The 16,953-nt window shown below is 55.6% G+C and carries 14 protein-coding genes; 1 reads left to right on the top strand and 13 read right to left on the bottom strand.

The genetic code is table 11. The annotated features are described in order from the left end of the window. The 13 genes from B0G81_RS04040 to B0G81_RS03980 form a co-directional block, all read right to left on the bottom strand. Nucleotides 1-1,284 (bottom strand): hypothetical protein, encoded by a 1,284-nt coding sequence (locus tag B0G81_RS04040; RefSeq protein ID WP_134133608.1) that lies wholly within the window; start codon nt 1,282-1,284, stop codon nt 1-3. Beyond that, nucleotides 1,277-2,092, bottom strand: a complete 816-nt coding sequence (locus B0G81_RS04035) for a glycosyltransferase family 25 protein (protein WP_134133607.1) — start codon at nt 2,090-2,092, stop codon at nt 1,277-1,279. Before B0G81_RS04035 ends, B0G81_RS04040 begins: the two co-directional genes overlap by 8 nt. 8 nt (nt 2,093-2,100) lie before the next feature. Beyond that, nucleotides 2,101-3,450 (bottom strand): flippase, encoded by a 1,350-nt coding sequence (locus B0G81_RS04030; protein ID WP_134133606.1) that lies wholly within the window; start codon nt 3,448-3,450, stop codon nt 2,101-2,103. 8 nt (nt 3,451-3,458) lie between these two features. After that, the gene (locus B0G81_RS04025) at nt 3,459-5,705 is read right to left on the bottom strand and encodes a polysaccharide biosynthesis tyrosine autokinase (protein ID WP_134133605.1); all 2,247 of its coding nucleotides are present in this window, start codon (nt 5,703-5,705) and stop codon (nt 3,459-3,461) included. Nucleotides 5,706-5,744: 39 nt separating this feature from the next. Continuing rightward, nucleotides 5,745-6,197 (bottom strand): low molecular weight protein-tyrosine-phosphatase, encoded by a 453-nt coding sequence (locus B0G81_RS04020; protein ID WP_134133604.1) that lies wholly within the window; start codon nt 6,195-6,197, stop codon nt 5,745-5,747. Next, nucleotides 6,194-7,222 carry a polysaccharide biosynthesis/export family protein gene (locus tag B0G81_RS04015; RefSeq protein WP_134133603.1) on the bottom strand — a complete coding sequence of 343 codons (1,029 nt, stop codon included), beginning with the start codon at nt 7,220-7,222 and terminating at the stop codon, nt 6,194-6,196. Before B0G81_RS04015 ends, B0G81_RS04020 begins: the two co-directional genes overlap by 4 nt. 296 nt (nt 7,223-7,518) lie before the next feature. Continuing rightward, a complete protein-coding gene (locus B0G81_RS04010) occupies nt 7,519-8,892 on the bottom strand; it encodes an undecaprenyl-phosphate glucose phosphotransferase (RefSeq protein ID WP_134142984.1) in 1,374 nt (457 codons plus the stop codon). Between the two features lie 937 nt (nt 8,893-9,829). Next, entirely contained in the window at nt 9,830-10,594 is a 765-nt protein-coding gene (locus B0G81_RS04005) for a WecB/TagA/CpsF family glycosyltransferase (RefSeq protein WP_134133602.1), read from the bottom strand. Further along, complete coding sequence (locus tag B0G81_RS04000) at nt 10,591-11,814, bottom strand: aspartate-semialdehyde dehydrogenase (protein WP_134133601.1); 1,224 nt, start codon at nt 11,812-11,814, stop codon at nt 10,591-10,593. The genes B0G81_RS04005 and B0G81_RS04000 overlap by 4 nt, the downstream gene beginning before the upstream one ends. Further along, nucleotides 11,811-12,935 carry a glycosyltransferase family 4 protein gene (locus B0G81_RS03995; RefSeq protein ID WP_134133600.1) on the bottom strand — a complete coding sequence of 375 codons (1,125 nt, stop codon included), beginning with the start codon at nt 12,933-12,935 and terminating at the stop codon, nt 11,811-11,813. Before B0G81_RS03995 ends, B0G81_RS04000 begins: the two co-directional genes overlap by 4 nt. A 187-nt stretch (nt 12,936-13,122) precedes the next feature. Continuing rightward, entirely contained in the window at nt 13,123-14,361 is a 1,239-nt protein-coding gene (gene wecC, locus B0G81_RS03990; RefSeq protein WP_134133599.1) for a UDP-N-acetyl-D-mannosamine dehydrogenase, read from the bottom strand. 203 nt (nt 14,362-14,564) lie between these two features. Next, entirely contained in the window at nt 14,565-14,996 is a 432-nt protein-coding gene (locus B0G81_RS44370; RefSeq protein WP_243856347.1) for a hypothetical protein, read from the bottom strand. Between the two features lie 286 nt (nt 14,997-15,282). Continuing rightward, a complete protein-coding gene (locus B0G81_RS03980) occupies nt 15,283-15,993 on the bottom strand; it encodes an EAL domain-containing protein (protein ID WP_243856346.1) in 711 nt (236 codons plus the stop codon). Nucleotides 15,994-16,506: 513 nt separating this feature from the next. Here B0G81_RS03980 and B0G81_RS03975 point away from each other — a divergent pair. Beyond that, nucleotides 16,507-16,785: a transposase gene (locus tag B0G81_RS03975; RefSeq protein ID WP_106278699.1), complete on the top strand. Its 279-nt coding sequence runs from the start codon at nt 16,507-16,509 to the stop codon at nt 16,783-16,785. The last annotated feature ends 168 nt before the right edge of the window (nt 16,786-16,953 follow it).

Here is a 16,953-nt window from a genome sequence, read left to right as displayed (position 1 = left end):
TCATATATCTCTTTTTCGTTGAGACATAACCGCAACCAACGCGAGGTATGGAGCGACGACAGCCGACACGAAGACGTGACCTGCCGACGACGCCATTGCAACAACGATCCAGAAAAATATCCGGCCAAACCGATTAGCTTTTCGGTCTGAACCGCCGCAAGCAAAGGTCCGTGCCAACGCGACAAAATAGATTATGAAAATGGGAAAGCCAAAGGCGAGTATCAGATCTGGAATGTCGATCTCCACCATGTATCGAACGACGGGATGCCCGCCAGTTAATAACGCAATGAAGTTATTCTTCTGAACCTCGGCCCAAACGTTGGCGAACTTTAAGTTTCGTCCCGACAGCAGAAGCGTCACAATCTTATCGTCGCCGATTCGCCCACCCTGGTGCTGAAAATAACGCAAACTTAGATCAACAGCCGCATTGACCTTCGGTATGAAGAGGTAAGCAGACGCAGCCATTGTTGTCAGAGCCAGCAGAATCAGGCTCGTGTAAAACGTTGCCTTGATTGCGTTGTGGCGTGAGTAGAAATACGCGCACGTCCCAGCAAGCGCTCCGAGGATTGCACCCTTCGTGCCGGTCAGAGCGGCCGCGGCCAGCATGCATCCGATCAGCAGGACGGAGCGCCACGACCAACCGCGCAGCAGCGCGTGAAGGTAGCCGAACCCAATGGCCACAACGACGAGAGCCGCCGCCTCGTTTTGCGCGTAAATAATGCCTTTATATCCGGATCGAATGTGAGTGTCTGCCTGGTAGCTGAGAAACATGTCAATTGATAGCGCAGCGCCCATCACTATCGAAACGCCATAAACCATTAGCGATATGAATGCAACCGACTCAATTTGCTTCAGGCGTCGATCGCTTAGCATGCTCATCGCAGCAGGATAAACAAAAAAACTGAACACCTTCAGCACAAATATCACCTGCTCCTGAAGCTCGTACCTTGTTAACACTCCAAACACATAGGAACCGAGCGTCGCACATAGCACAAATGCAAATGCGATCGCTCGCCACAGTCCAGTTTGAGTTAATCGAAACCCATACGTCAGCGAAGCAATAAGACCGACAATAGTCACGCCTCTCAACAATAGCGATACTCGCGCATCAGCGGCGTGAGACGGCACGCCCTTTGCTGCATAGACAGACAGAAAATCCCCAATCGGAAAAAGCCCTAAACCAATGACCAGGACTGTCCACGCGAGCGTCGTGGCGACCCGCGTGTTCGACTCCGGAAAACCTGCGGCCGGACCCGCCCCGTATGGCAAATAGCGGCTATTCATGGTGCGGATACATCTTCTCGCGGGAAGCCGTTGCCATGAGCAACGCCACCACTAGCCATCGGCCACCCGTACGTATGACTCTTAGAGGCTTAAGCGCCATCTCATAGGCGAAAGACCGGCGCTTTGATAGCACATCCCGACTTGATGCAATTGAGCTCCGCATTGTCTCGAATGCTTCCCAAACGACGTACGGCCGCAACTCGGCAATGCGCAAACCGCCATGGTCGCGATGCCATGGCCAGTCGTCGAGAAGTCTCCCAATTCGTCCGCATGCATGATCAAGCGCCTTGCGAGCACCACTGGCACTGATCCAGTAGCCGACCGAACCGCTCGTCCATTGTTTGAACGGTACGCCAATCCATAACCTGCCGACACGGCTCGCGCGCATCAGCGGCTCGTACACATAGGTTATCTTCGCGTGCCGACGCGCGAGCTTGGAGCGTCCGAGCAGAACAACGTCGGCATTTGCCGATAAAGCACTCTCCGATGTGTGCAACACTGATTCAAAAAAAGCGTCGTCCAGCATCGCATCATCTTCCAATATGATTGCCGCACGCCCGGATCGCGCGATCTTCGGCCACAGCGATCGATGGCTGTAGAAACATCCAACTTCGCCGCGACTGAGTGGACGCCCGTAGCGCATCGTTGCTTCCATCGGATCGCAAAGCTCAGCAAACGCATCACCGTCAAGGCTCCGCGCATCGAACGCGTTTTCGAATTGACATTCCAACCCACGATCTGCCAGTACTTTCTCAATCGAAGCGCGGCGCGGTGATCCCGGAAGTGAAATTACGTAAATATCAAACATGGTCAGTCTCAGGATGTCTTTAGCTGCATAAAGTGAGCGCGCATTTCCGTGGAGCGGACAATCCACATCACATATACGCCAAGCAATGCGACCTCCGCCGTCAGATACGCCACCGCTGCGCCGTACGCGCCGAATCGTGGTGCAAGAAGGAACGCCAACAGAACATTGAACCCGCCTGCTCCGAGCATCGCGCGCGCGCGCAGTGCAGATCCACTGAATGGCACAAGCACTTGCAAACCAAGAAAATAGGCCAGGTTGCCGAAGATCGTCGACAAGCAAAGCAAGTCGACGATCGGGGCCGCCTCCACGAAATTTTGGCCGAGTGCAATACGGGTGAGAACGTCTGACAGCGACAAGCACACGATCAAACCAATACACGTTGTCGCCGCGGTCGCGAGAAGGCCCACGGTCGTCAACCTTGCAGCCATCCTCACCCCTTCCGCTGTTTGCTGGGAAAAAAACGCAGCGACACGGGGGTAAAGCACAGTATTGATCTGAGCCGGCACCATGTTTCCCACGGTCTTCAGCTTGTCAGCCGCCGCGTATAGACCGACCTGATACGGGCCGGAAATACCGCCAAGAATGACCGCATTGGTTGCGCTGAACAAGCTGACCGACGCCGTCGAAATAAACATATCCGTACTTTCAACGAGCTGCGTGCGAATGGTGCGCCAGGAAAATAGCGGAGCCGCCAGTAGGCCCTGCTGGTAAGCGACAGACATTGAACCCACTGCGACGATCAAGGATGCCGCCGACTGGACGGCTACGGCTGCGTTGACGTCACTCGGCGAAGTGACCACACAGAAGGTCAATGGAAGCGTCGCAAACCGCCCAACGAGCGCGATCGTTGCGAACAGCGAAAAGCGTTCGAGACCTTGAAGGAGCCAGTTAAGAGTAAATACGTTTGCCAGGACGCTCAGCCAGCCGATCCAGACCGCGGCTCCCAACCCCTGTATGTGGTGATCAAAACGAACAACCGCGAACAGAGCGGTGGACGAAATGACACACAGGCTCGCCTTAGCTCCGATGATCGACCAGACCAGTTCATTCAGCCTGGCCCGGTCCTGACGGCACTGCGAGACCATGAGGGGCCCGCTTAGATTGAATCCCCACTCAGTGCAGACCGTGCCATACACCGTTATCGCGATCACATAGCTCACAACGCCGAACTGCGACGGCCCGAGAATGCGTGTCAGATATGGAAACGTGGCAAGAGGCACGAGGTAATTTCCGACCTGCCACGCCAGCATCGCCGCAAAGTTCCGGCCGAGTCCGGCCGCTGCGCGTACCGATCCGCGACCGCGAGGGATGCGATCGTGCTCAGACTCCTGCGCCGGCGGTAATGTCGCCTTTTCCATTATCACCGTCACTCGTGCTTGAGGCGCTTTGCGGCATCCGCGCCTTCATATGCGTAAGCACCGTAATTGCCGTACTGAGCGGATCTCAATCCAGGACTGAAACAGTTGAAAACGACGCCCGAGACCTTTGCTCCGACCCGACCAATACGCTTGGCCGACTCTCGAATCTCCCCCAGACTCGTGACACCAGAACGCGCCACCAGCAAAATCGTCCCTGCAAATGCCGCAAACACTGTCGCATCGGTCACGGGCAAAAGAGGAGGCGCATCGATCAGCACCAGATCGTACTGGTGCGAAACATCCGACAGCAAGCTCGACAGGTTGTTCGATTGGAACAGTTCAACCGGCTGCCCGACCCGCGGACCAGCGGGAAGAAAATCGACGTGCGCAGAAACATCCCGAACGATGGCGTCTTTCACCTGAATCTCGCCACGAAGCACGTTCGCAAGGCCATTTTGCGAGCGAACGCCAAATTCTTTAGCCAGATGACCGCGCCGCAAGTCACCGTCGATCAACAGCACGCGCTTATTCAGTTGGCCGAGAAGTGTCGCAACGTTAGCCGAGGTGAAGGATTTCCCGATATCGCTAGACGGCCCAGTGATAAGTACGAGATTGTTCTTCGGCTTATCAAGTAGGAGGAACTGCATTGCCGTACACAGACTGCGCAGCGCCTCAACCGCAGGCTCGTGCGGGCGTGAAAGAGAAAGAATGGAGCGCGTCTGAGCGGCTCCCACGACCGCCAATTTCTTCTGGGCCGGACTCCTCGGGATCGTTGCAATCACCTCGAGATCGGTGTCCCGCTCGATCTCCGACGGATCCGTGACCGCACCGTGCAGCACGGCTCTGGCAATTGCCACGCATATCCCGACCAGCAACCCAATGATCGTTGCCAGCACCACGACCAAGGCAACCTTTGGCCGCACGGGCTCGTCCGGAACAACCGCGTGGTCGATCACGCGCACGTTGCCGATCTTACTGGCCGTTGCGAGACGCAGTTGCTGAATGCTGTTCAGCAGTCCAACATAGATCGCCGTTTGAACGGTGACGTCGCGTCGAAGTCTCACGACATTCTGTTGCGCATCCGGCAAGCGCGAGATCGCGCTCTCGAACGAAGAGATATTGAGTCTCGCGGCAGCGATTTGCTGATCCAGCGAAGCAAGTTGGGGATGCTCGGTGGTCAATACCGATCCAAGTGCTTTTCGCTTCTGTTCCAATTCGAAGAGTGCAGTCTGCGCGCTCACTGCCTGGCCAAGCATTGCATTTGCCTGTTCGCTCAAATCGACGATCTGGTGCTTGTTCTGATATCCATTCAGACGATCCTCCACAACCCTCAATTGCCCTTCGACTTGTGGCAATTGAGCGGTCAGAAATTGCAGAGATTTTTCTGCTGTGGCGGCTTTTCTATCGGCGTTCTGACGCACATAATTATCAGCTATTTCGTTGATCACTCCTGCGCCAAGAACGGGGTCGATACTCTCGTATTTCACGCCGATCACTCCCGACTGGTCTTTACCCTTCTCAGTAACCACCAGATCTTTCTGAAGCTGCGTGAGCATCTTTTGCGTGGAGAAACGCCTGACAATGAACTGTGCATTTGGACGCCCTTCGATGTGATCGACAACCAGATTTACGTTGCCTGACGCAGTTTGCACGCGCAACGGCACGCCGACTTGTCCGGTAGCATCGTTATCGATGTCATCTCCTGACAACCGATAGCGTCCATCTGGAAGAGTCGTGATAACGAACCGGTCTTCCCAGAAGTCTCGCGGCACGTCGAATGAGGATACTGTGATGCTTTCACGTCCCCAAACAAAACCACCGATGCCGAGCACTCCAGGGGTCGACAGCTTCTTGTTGTGACGAGCAATTACGCTCCCGATAAGCGGGAAATACCTAGGATGTGCATCAATAAAAAGACGCTTGTCTTTGACGACAGACTCTGTGACAAGGCGTGATTGAAGAATCTCCATTTCACCGTCATCGGTCGACTTCACGTCGAACAGAGTGCTCAGGCCGCCAACCAGACCTCCTTCTGCCCCTCCCATCATATCGGCGCCGCTGCTTTCAACCTGGACGACGACGTCTACGCCATAAACAGGTGCCGCAATGATCGCGTACAACGTGCCAAGCACGCAAAAGACGCCCGTCACCACGACGATGAGCCTGACGTTCTTGACGATCATGTCAACAATTCCGCGAACATCGATTTCATCCGATTCGCGAAAGTTTTGAGAATTCGATTTGGAAGAGTTCATGTCGACTTCAGATATCCTTTTGAAGCGAGACGTGCTCGCTTAGCGCTGGTTGCTCTCGGCTAATTGGCAGATGCGTTCGACCCAATCATTGACACCGTGCTCAATCAGCGTCATTGCGTAGTCGTAATTGCGCTGCGAACGCTGGTACGGATCCTTCACATCAGACGGAAATACTTCCGCGACGCGATAGATACGTCCTCGTGCGACCGGATAAAAGCGTTCAATAGCCCTGCGCTGCGCGAGCTCCATGACAAGGATTAAGTCGGCCGAGCGACAAATACCTTCATCGAGCCGCACGGCGCGGTGTGACGACATGTCGATCCCACGTAACTCGAGCATGCGCCCGGCCACCGGATCGATCGTCATGCCTTGTCTGGCAGCTAAGCCCGCCGATGAAACCGAGATATCAGGCAATAGCCGCTGAAACAAACCCTGCGCCATCGGACTCCGGCATAAATTGCCCTGACAAACCACGAGAAGGCGCCGGATCATTTCGTCACGACCGCCGCGGTAAGGCTGGCATTGATCGCAGGTAGCAGAAGGTTCAATACGCGGCTGAAACGAACGAGGCCGTTACCGTCCACGTAGACGACATCCTTAGGCAACAATTCAAATTGATTGGCCAGTACCATCGACACTGGAGAACGTGCATCCAGATGGAACACTCTGGGTTCGCTACTTTGCGCGCCACGGATCACGTAAAGCTGCGCGGCATCCGCACTGCCGCTATTGAGGCTACCGGCTTGTGAAAGCGCGTCGCTCAAACTCAATTTGCCGGTACGCAGCGGTAACGCCGTCATCGGCTTGTTGACCTCACCCATCACGTAGACGCCGCTCTCCTCACGCGGCACAACGCGCAGCAGGTCACCGTCCTGGAGCAAGATGCTAGCGGGATTGACATTGCGCGCCAGCATGCCTGGAACATCGAGCGAATACGACACGCCTTTTCGTACAAGAACCAGATGACTCTGATCCGCGGTCGGCGCAAATCCGCCGGCGCGGTTAACTGCTTCGAACAACGTCATCGGAATGTCATTGATGGGCACAGTGCCAGGGGCACGGACCTCGCCATCAACAAAAATCTCCTTGGCGCGAAATGACGTTACCCGTACGGAGACCTTCGGCTTGATAAAGAATCGAGACAATGCACTGGTTACAACCAAGCGCGCTTCATCCATAGTCAACCCGGCAACATGTGCGTCGCCCGCATACGGAATCTGGATGTTGCCGTTATGATCGATCACAAAGCCTTGCGGCGGATCGTAGGGGCGGCCATTTGACTGCTGCTGCGGACCTTGCGCCTCCGCAAGCTCAGGATGATCCCAAACAACAATCTGCAGTACGTCGCCTGTGCCGAACGTGTACGGCGACGGCTTGTCCGATAGCCCTTTGATCTCCTCTGAGTTAATCGCCGCAGAAGACATCTTTAGTTGTTGAATCAGCGTCGCATTGATCTCCGCAATCGGCACCTGCATCGACGTGTTATCCGATGTCGCGAGGGTTGCTGGCTCGCTCATTCGCATCCCCGGCGCGACTGTGCATCCGGACAGGACTAAACCGATCCCAAGGACAAATGCAATTACTCGACTGCCGCGTAGGCCTGACGCGACGGAATCGGGAAGATAGGTTTTTGAATTTCTCATTATTTTTGATTACATGTGAACATCAAGCAAATGTCCGCCACGGTGCCGCTTTTCTTCTTATAGCGATCTTCGATTTGGCGGACGCCACTCGTCTAATTCGATCTGCATACGTGCACGCCAGCAATCCAACGCGTGCAAGTGAGCCAAGTTCGACAACTGGCCCCACTGGTTCAATAGGCGTTCGGATGAACGAAACTTTTGACGACGGTCGCGGCAACGATCCGCATGTCGAGCCAGAACGACCAGTTTCGCAAGTAGAAGAGATCGTGCTGCACCCGTCCGATCATCTTGTCGATATGATCTGTTTCGCCACGAAAGCCATTGATTTGCGCCCAGCCAGTAATTCCTGGTTTGATGCGGTATCGGTGGATATATCCGTCGACAAGCGGCTTATAGTGATTGTCGTGCTCGATTGCGTGCGGTCGAGGGCCGACTACGGACATGTCGCCTCTCAGGACATTAAAGAACTGCGGCAACTCGTCGAGGCTCATGCGTCGCAGGAACAGACCCACCCGTGTGATGCGAGCGTCACCGCGCGTAGCCTGGCGTAGCGCACCCGCCTGCTCGTCGTGTAGCCGCATAGTCCTGAATTTGTAGATGCGGAAGACGCGCCCGTCCGCGCCTTTTCGGAGCTGGGTGAAGATTACGGGGCCTGGCGATGATAGTTTCACCATGACGGCAATGACGAGTAGTACCGGCGCAAGCACGGTGAGGACGAACGCAGAAAATAGCCGATCGAATAGCGCCTTCTTCAGCATTGCTGCATTCGACAAAGGCGACGCCATCAGATTGATGGTCGGCATGCCGATAAGATCTGTTACGGCGCCGCCGATGAGCCCGATACTTCCCATGTCCGGCATCAAGCGGATATTGACGAGATCGTCACCAAACGTTTTGAGGACAGCCTGAATCGTGAGCGCTTCCGCTAACGGCAACGCTAGCCAAAGCTCGGAGATGTCTTCGGCTCGAACAAACGTAGCGAATGCATCAACGTCCGCGAACGTCGACACGGCAGATGACAGAACACATTGCTCGGGCGTGTAAAGCGCGACGGCCCGGAATCCGCTCGCTGGCGACTGGGCGAGTTGCTCGATGACATAGCGGGCATGCTGGCCATTGCCAACCACAGCGACCTTGCGCAGATTAAGCCCTGCGTGACGAACACGCCCAAGCAACAGGTAAGCGATCGTACGAATGCCGATCAAGCCGATGCCGGTGAGGCTGGTCCAGTATGCGAACCACAACCGCGACACGTGGTCTGTCCGATGCATCATGAACAACAACACGAGGCTTGCGGCCTGAACGGAAATCCATGCAAAGCACACTTGGCTGATCATCGCGATCGACGACCGCCCGCGCCACGACACGTAAATCTGGAATGCTGGAAATGCTACAAGCGTAAACATAGTGACAAACGACACGAGCATGAAATCGGGCCGCTCGAGCGCGTTGCTGTCAAGGCGGACGTCCGACGCCACGATCGCACCGATAACCACTACTAGTCCGTCCAGAATACGTGCAACAATTGATCGGATTCCGATCATGATGACCCCGGCATCGCTGGATCTGCGATCGTTCTCAGACCTGCGATCCATTTTATTAACATGGCTTGAAGCCGGAAATATCGAATTCGGCGCAATTTACGCGCGAATCAAATTTCCGCAACGCCCGACGATCCGAACATTCCGGAAACGGGCTGAAGCCTCCTTTAACCTAACACCGTGCGAGCTGGCCCCACCCGCACGCTCTTCATTCGAAGATCGAACTGAAAATCCAACCGAATCGCCTTCGCCGAGACACTCGCTCCGTATGTGAAGAAGACTATGTGGTAGCCGCTTCCCGAGACCGCGGAGACGAGATACTTTGGTCTTCCCGACCATTAGTGAAATTCGTGTCAGCGACCCTCTATAAGCAGCTATCATGCCAATCATAAAAAGAGTCGTTTTCTATGGTCGTAAAGAGGGTTTGCCGGTCCGGCAGCGCCATTTCCCGTGCGTACGGCACATTTCGGCGTAGAAAACGAACTGTGCGGTGCTGTGTGGAAAGAGCGTTACGTCGAGAGTCACGTAACACGGCAACGACGTTACGTCTTGACGGCATAGGAGGCGCGTTGTCTCGAACGGCTGCGACGGGCCAAACGACCCAGCGTGTGGCTAGGAACAGAATCGACTTTCAAGCCATCAGGAATCTCATCGTTGCGTCACCGCAAGTTTCTGTGGGCTCCATCCAACCAGATTTCAAGTTGGCTGGGGGCGACGTCGACTGAGACATTGAAAGAGAGGACGCGAGGGTTGGGCAATGCCGAAGAGCGTTGACGGTCTGCGGAAGCTTTGTATAGCTTCAAACGTCGCTGACACGGCGGCAGCGAGCGGCCGCGCCTCGAACGACCCGAGTACGGCCAACACCGTCGCCGCGAAAGGCCGGCACGTTTGTCGAACAGAGTTTGCCGGTGACCCACTATCTATCACCCGCGGCGCAGGCCTATTCGTTCGACTGGCCTGCTGCACCTTGAATCGCCGAAGCAATACGTGCTCGTAGCAGCATGACGGCAAACCGGTTATTCGTAAATAAATATCGCTTCCACATGCGTCTTGGTTCCTGCGCAACCCGAAAGGCCCATTCCAGCCCGTTGCGCTGCATCCACTGCGGGGCTCGACGTACTTTTCCAGCGACGACGTCGAAAGTCCCGCCGACTCCCATTACAAAGTCGACACCGAGACGATCCTGCCGGCGATTAATAAAGCTTTCCTTCTTCGGCGAAGTAATGGCGACAAAAAGAAGTCTTGCGCCGGATCGTCGAATTTGCTCAACCACCTTCTCCTCGTCGTCCCAGAAGTATCCGTGATGAAAACCAACGACCTGCAGGCCGGGGTACCGTGCCGCTGTCAATGATGCCGTCCTTGCCACGATCGCTTCCATCGCGCCCAGGAAGAACACGGGCAGACCCCGCGCCGCGGCCATCTGCAAAAGTCGTTCAAAGAGATCCACTCCCGCAACTCGCTCCGGCACAGAATGGCCTAATAGTCGCGCGCCCCAAACTACGCCCATCCCGTCAATGTTGATGATGTCGCAAGCCCGGACCGACGCGTCGAGTACCGGGTCGGTCTGCATGCCAACAAGTTTCGCGACGTTAACCACCACATGCTGAGTAAATTGTTTGCGTTCAATTCGATCGCCAATCATGTTGACGGTCTCATGCATGGTGGCAACATCCATCGGACATCCAAAAAGCTCGATCCGTTTCATTGTGTCATACCCGGTAGGTACTCAAACCCTCGTTGTCTTTGCTCTTGAAGTTCACCTCTCAAACGAACGCGATTAGCGTATGCCCCGATCGCGTAAAACGCCCAAGCTTGCGTCCAGCGAAGATAGTTGATTCGGTTTGTCGTCAGTTTCCCTTTCTGGTACATGAAACGACGTTCGCGTGGCATATAGAGCGTGTCTACTGCACGCTCAAAAATCCTGGTCGCCAGGAGGTGGTCATCATCGCCGGAATCAACGCTTTGCAACGTAAGCAACGCTTGAGCAACCGAATGCGTATCAAGCGGCCAGACTGAGTTGTCGTAGTATTTGACTGTGCCGTCCGGGAGAAAAAAATTGTCCCGGTAGTAAGCCATTCCTCGGCGTATCGCTTCATCGAATTCATCGAACTTCACAGTGCGTTGCAGGGCTGATAGCGCTTCCAGGTTGTAACCGGTATGGAACCCATCCACAAACGAGTGGTGGTCCCGCGTACCGTATTGCCATGCACCGTCCGCGCGTTGCATTGTCACTGTGTGGCGCGCGGCGCTGATCGCCCGATGCATCATCGCGTCGTCCCCTAAGCGATTTGCAGCTTCTCCGGCGACCGCAGCGGCCCAAAGGTTCGCGTTGTGCACGAAAGCGGATTCGCCGGGGATATAGGCGTAATGTCCTCCGTCCGCCCGGAAAAGCGAATCTACGAAGAGACCTGCGTCCGTGGCGGCCTCCAGTAATCGCGGCTCACCCGTCTCAAGTCCGAGCGCGGCAAGCGCGCGCGCTACATAGCACGTAGTGATTGCATTGGGCGTACCAGAGGGGACAAAGAAAGCGCGTGCGGCCCAGTCAAAGTGATATCCCCAGGAACTGTGCTTCCACTTCTCGCGGTCACAACGTTGCTCCAATAACCATTCCGCTAGTCGGGTGGCCTCCTCAATACTCCATCCGTCGCACAATCGTCGTTCACGCTCGATAAGTCCCAGAATGATCAGCGCAATTCCTTTCGGATTGCGGCGGCGCGGCACACCGACAAACGGCCTCAGGTTCAAGAGGCTGCGCTTATGAAGCTGCAGCCACGCAATCTTTGCGAAAGGCAGAGCGCCAAGCTTTAGCTGTTTGAAGAACGAGCTGTTGAGGCCATCAAACGGGTCATATCCCGCATAATCGCTCGCGCGACATTGTGCAATCAGTATGTCAGCCAGCGAGTCGGCATCGAGACGGTCCGTCATTTGCTTTGCTCCAAGTGCTTAGCCGTTGACACTAGTTCTCCGGCGCCAAACACACGAGCGCTGCGATAGCATTGAACATACCGCTGCACAATCGACGTCGAACGATACAGGGAACATGCACGCGCTAAGCCGGCGACGCCCATCTTGCGCGCATGCCCAGGATCATCGAGTAGCTTCGAGATCGCATCCGCCAGTGCTCGGGAATCACGCACATCGACCAGATATCCGCTGACTCCTTCCAAGACCAGGTCGAGGAACCCGCCTGATCGCGTTCCGACAACGGGCAAACTGCAAAACATCGCCTCCAGTGTCCCAATGCCGAAAGACTCGAAATGACTCGGCATGCAGAACAGACTCGCTCCGCGATAAAACGCAAGTTTCGCGTCGCCCTCCAGCCAGCCTTCGAAGATCACACGGTCGGCAATTCCGTGCATAAATGCTATACGCCTCCAGCACTCAACGTCGCCCATTCCGGCCACTCGTACCTGGATATCCCGGCCCCTTCCCGTTAGCTCGGCAACTGCGCGAAACAGATCTTCCAGTCCTTTCGCTTCGCTCAGTCGTCCGGCAAAAGCAATGTATGGCCGCTCGCATGCCGGCGATCGACGTGTGAAAACCCGCTGTTCGGCGTCGAGGGCCATATTTCCGACCACGTGAACCGCATCGGTACCTCGCTGACTTTGCAGCCAATTAGCCAAAGGTGTCGAAACGGCGATTACACAATCGACCCTCTGTAGAAACGACCTGCATAAGAAGCGCGTGATAGGATCGGCGTTCTCAACGAAGCGCTCGAAATTCCCAGAATGCAAATGAAAAACCGTACGTTTCTTTAACACCGCCGCGACGAGAAAAAGGACAAATTTCCGGTACAGCGAGCCTCGCTCGGATACATGGAAATGCACGACATCAGTTTTTTTGGCAGCGAATACGAAACTTGGAACATCGATGAAGGCAAATGCCAATATCCCCCCAACGGTTCGGAACCCGCGCGTTTCAAAGAACGAAGTGGATACGCCGGCTTGTTCGAACGTGCTTCGTAGCATTGCCAACTGCGAGAGGACCGACGCAATGCCGCCTCTTTGCCCGCGACCGGGCCCGACATGAAGTATGCGAATGCTCATCACGAATTTCCCGGTAAGCTCACCCGGCCGTTCTCCCCCAGACCGCAGACTCTCATTGCAACAGCGCAGCGATAGGTGTAGGTGCGTCGCGTATCAATGACTGCCTGCATACCCTCAGCCGATCTTGCGTCGTCTAGACCATCGGTCCCGACATGTCGCATAGCCAAGCTCGTGGGTTTTCGCCGCGTCACGAGAAGATCCCTCGCGTATCGACGAGAAGCTTCGACTGCAATCGGCGTCTGTTGATATCCTTGAACTCGCGGTGGTCGACCAACAGCAAAACTATATCGGCCGCTTCGATCGCGCTAGTGAGGCTAGTTAGCTCAACCTTCCCACGCAGCGCCTCTGGTAGGACCGCCACGTTTGGCTCAACCACAACAATGTCTGCCACGCGCTCGTCGGCTAGTTGATTGACAATGTCTATGGCCGGACTCTCACGCAAATCGTCGATATTGGCCTTGAATGCAAGACCGAGACAGGCAATCACTGGAGCCTTGAAACGCGCCGCCAGCCGCTTCGTCTGCTCGATTACGTAGTGAGACTTGCCGTCGTTCACTCCGCGCGCGGTTCGAATCAGTTTCGCCTCGTCAGGTGCGGAATCGACGATGAACCAGGGATCGACTGCAATGCAATGTCCGCCGACACCCGGACCAGGCTGAAGAATGCTCACACGCGGATGGCGATTGGCGAGACGAATGAGTTCCCACACGTTGATATCGAGTCGATCGCAGATCATCGACAGTTCATTTGCATAGGCAATGTTGACGTCACGAAACGCGTTTTCGGACAGCTTGCACATCTCCGCAGTACGAGCGTCTGTCAAGATGCAATCCCCTTGAACAAAGATCTGGTATAGATCGCGAGCCAACTCGCCACAGCGGCGCGTCATGCCGCCGATCACGCGGTCGTTCTGCACGAGCTCTCGAATCACGTGTCCCGGCAGAACGCGCTCCGGACAGTGGGCGATTCGTATGTCGGACTGCTCGCCAGCATGTTGCGGAAACGTCAGATCGGGGCGGCAATCAGCGAGCCATGCTGACATCTTTTCAGTCGCGCCCACCGGGGAGGTCGACTCGAGGACGACGATATCTCCCTTCTTAAGTACCGGGGCAATCGAACGGCTTGCCGCCTCTATGTAACTCAGGTCTGGCTTATTGCCGTCGCAAAACGGTGTCGGGACGGCAATGAGAAACGCGTCAGCTGGTTCAGGGATCAGGGTCGCGCGCAAATGGCCTTGGGTGACGGCCGCATGAACCAGCATGTCCAGTTCAGGTTCGACGATATGTATCTCGCCTTTGTTGATGGTATCGACCGCGCTTTGCGATACGTCGACGCCGACAACCTTCTTCCGGCGTGCGGCAAATGCTGCAGCAGTGGGCAAGCCGATATACCCAAGTCCAATAATGGAGATGACATCGAATGACATAGCGTTGGTCTCGTCGCTTAATAAGTCTTTTTTCTAGGAAGCTTCAACTGCTTGCCGCCGCACTACGTGCTCGAAAGCGCAATGGTGGTGCTCGCGAGCAACCAGCGTCGTCGATGCCGACATGATTCGGCTCAGGTCGGCCACAACCCAACCGAACGGTCCCTATCTCTATTGCGTGGGCCGCTTGGTCGTGTCTCGCATAGCTAGCCCCCGGCGCTATTTCGTGGTCGTGCCGGTGCCGCCGGTTCCGCCCGTAGCACCGATATTGCGGGGCCAAACCCCTGCGACACGACGCCATACTTCGATCGGAAGTAATGTGTTCGACCGCCAATGTCAGTTGCACCGAAAGCAATGGACGGTTGACAGCCGAAAAACTTGAGTACTTTCACTTTTACATCGGCCATCAGCTGCCGAAGAATCGTGTGATCTTCATGAGTAAATACCGCACCGCCGTCCGCTGGGTAGTTCGCTAATCCCCCGGACATCTCGACATAAGACAAAATGCCGATGGCACCCAGCCGGCCGGTTAAACACAGATAAAACTGGGGATTTTTCGACATGCCTTGCGCATCCAGCTCGATCCGGACGCGGCGACACGACGCAAACACAGCGCGGTCTTCGGTGGAAGACTGCATCGCTCTTCGTTGAGAAGACCACCTGATAACCCCCGGTCAGGCGATCGTTTGAAACAGAATTCGCTGCAACTTATATCTCTACTTCCTGCGCTATTCGGGCAGCGCGCAACCTATAAAGCACCATGCGTGCCAATTGCATTTATATTCTTGTAATTGTCAGCGGCTACTCCTTGAAGAGCGCGTCCGCGCTTGATCTGTTGAGATAAGATCATCACGATGAACTGTCTGCCGACCTCGGTTAAATTGCAATGCACCCGGCGACGTTACGTAACGTCGCGAGCGCTTGTCACGCCTTCTGCCGTAGCGCCAACACACTCCCCAACCCAGCCTGCGGACGCGCGAACCAGAACCCCTGCACCAACGCGTCGGGCCACCGGCTCACCCACTGAAACTGTTCTTGAGTATCCACGCCGCTCACCACCACTCGCACATCGAGCGTGTGCAGCAGATCCATGATCGCGCTCATCACCGCTGCGCCACGTTTATCGCCCGGCACTGTCGCCATCAACTCGCGCGCGACAACGACGGTGTCTACATCGAGCGACCCGAGCAATGCGAGCGACGATGCGCCATTACCCCACTTGCCTATCGAAAGACCGACCCCTGCTTCCCGAAGACCCTCGGTCAACGTACGCAAAGACAATAACTTTGCTGCCCCCGCGCTATCGGTAACTTCAATTTCAAGTAGAGAAGCCGGCACGCCATACGAATCGGCGACTCGCATGAGTTCCTCGTCGAAAGAATCGAGCAGCGCCACTTGAGCAGGCACCGTGATCGCGACCGGCTGCACCGGCAGCTTCGCGACGAGAGCGCCGCGTAATTCACGGCACACGCTGTCCACGACGAAAGAGAACATCTCGCGCGCAACGTTCGGATGTTCGAGCGGCATCATGAAAATGCCAGGCAGCAGTAAGCCGTAGTCCGGATGCGTCCATCGAACTTGCGCTTCAAGGCGCGCCAATACGCCACTCGCGGCGCGATAAGCGCCTTGGAACACGAGATGGAATTCTCCCGCGCGCAGTCCGTCACGGACACGCCTTTCGAATTCGCTCAGGCCCAAGGAAGCATCGCCGGAAGTAGCCGCGTCATTCTGCGCAACAAGGTCGATGCGCGAGTCCAATGTGTTTGGAGACGATTCGGGTTGTGCATAGTCGAGCGTGTACATGGCGGAAATGTGTTATCCAACCCCGTCAACGTATGCACAGGTCGTGCCAAGTACCCGGCTCAATGCGTAAAGAGAAGGGGAAGAAGAACAGAGAACCATGCCGCACAAGCGTTCTCGAGGAAAAGAACAACTTCCGCAGTGGGGCGAATCCACTTCGCCAAACGTTTGCGTGAATCTGCGCGTAACGTAGCATTCCGCGTGACGTTACGCTGCTTCGCTCGCCACGTGATTGTGCGCAAAGACATTCAGCAAGACAATTTGACCGAGTGAAATAGATTGACTAGTATCACCGTCAACAGCAGCATGTAAAACTAATAACACCCACACAGTACGCAGACCAGTCCGATGCTAGAAATTCCCCTTTCAGACGCCAATTGGGCTCGCGTCCAGAGTCTCTTCCCAGTGCTTTCATCAACGCGTGGACGGCCTCGCCGCAGCGATCGCGACATCCTCAACGCGATACTCTGGCTGCAACAACGAAAAGAAAAATGGCACAGACTTCCTGCGACTTTCCCGCCGCAACAGACTTGCTATCTCAGGTACATGGCGTGGAAGAAGACCGGCGTGCTGGAACAGGTGAACGAGCGCCTTCCTCTGCACGATCCGGATATTTCGAACGTTTGATTAATACGTTTTCATTTGTCCGAATCCCGTAACGGAGGGGGAGGCGAGGCGCGATCTAGCGGGTCACACCGATGACAAAACCGATCTCAGCGCCCCGGTTGCGAGATTGCCAGCCGACGTGCCCAGCGCGAAACGTGACCGGCACCGCCGCCCAATAAAAAACTCTCG

Origin of the sequence: Paraburkholderia sp. BL6665CI2N2 (genome assembly GCF_004366535.1) — a bacterium.
In the GTDB taxonomy this organism is placed as follows: domain Bacteria; phylum Pseudomonadota; class Gammaproteobacteria; order Burkholderiales; family Burkholderiaceae; genus Paraburkholderia.
This window is presented reverse-complemented; position numbering and strand designations above follow the sequence as displayed.

Excerpts from the sequence above, each read along its gene's own strand:
- B0G81_RS04030 (WP_134133606.1), bottom strand. The coding sequence starts at position 3,450 with ATGGAAAAGGCGACATTACCGCCGGCGCAGGAGTCTGAGCACGATCGC.
- B0G81_RS44370 (WP_243856347.1), bottom strand. The coding sequence starts at position 14,996 with ATGCAGTCTTCCACCGAAGACCGCGCTGTGTTTGCGTCGTGTCGCCGC.
- B0G81_RS04020 (WP_134133604.1), bottom strand. The coding sequence starts at position 6,197 with ATGATCCGGCGCCTTCTCGTGGTTTGTCAGGGCAATTTATGCCGGAGT.
- B0G81_RS04005 (WP_134133602.1), bottom strand. The coding sequence starts at position 10,594 with ATGAAACGGATCGAGCTTTTTGGATGTCCGATGGATGTTGCCACCATG.
- B0G81_RS04010 (WP_134142984.1), bottom strand. The coding sequence starts at position 8,892 with ATGATCGGAATCCGATCAATTGTTGCACGTATTCTGGACGGACTAGTA.
- B0G81_RS04025 (WP_134133605.1), bottom strand. The coding sequence starts at position 5,705 with ATGAACTCTTCCAAATCGAATTCTCAAAACTTTCGCGAATCGGATGAA.
- B0G81_RS04035 (WP_134133607.1), bottom strand. The coding sequence starts at position 2,092 with ATGTTTGATATTTACGTAATTTCACTTCCGGGATCACCGCGCCGCGCT.
- B0G81_RS04040 (WP_134133608.1), bottom strand. The coding sequence starts at position 1,284 with ATGAATAGCCGCTATTTGCCATACGGGGCGGGTCCGGCCGCAGGTTTT.
- B0G81_RS04000 (WP_134133601.1), bottom strand. The coding sequence starts at position 11,814 with ATGACGGACCGTCTCGATGCCGACTCGCTGGCTGACATACTGATTGCA.
- wecC (WP_134133599.1), bottom strand. The coding sequence starts at position 14,361 with ATGTCATTCGATGTCATCTCCATTATTGGACTTGGGTATATCGGCTTG.
- B0G81_RS03995 (WP_134133600.1), bottom strand. The coding sequence starts at position 12,935 with ATGAGCATTCGCATACTTCATGTCGGGCCCGGTCGCGGGCAAAGAGGC.
- B0G81_RS03975 (WP_106278699.1), top strand. The coding sequence starts at position 16,507 with ATGCTAGAAATTCCCCTTTCAGACGCCAATTGGGCTCGCGTCCAGAGT.
- B0G81_RS04015 (WP_134133603.1), bottom strand. The coding sequence starts at position 7,222 with ATGAGCGAGCCAGCAACCCTCGCGACATCGGATAACACGTCGATGCAG.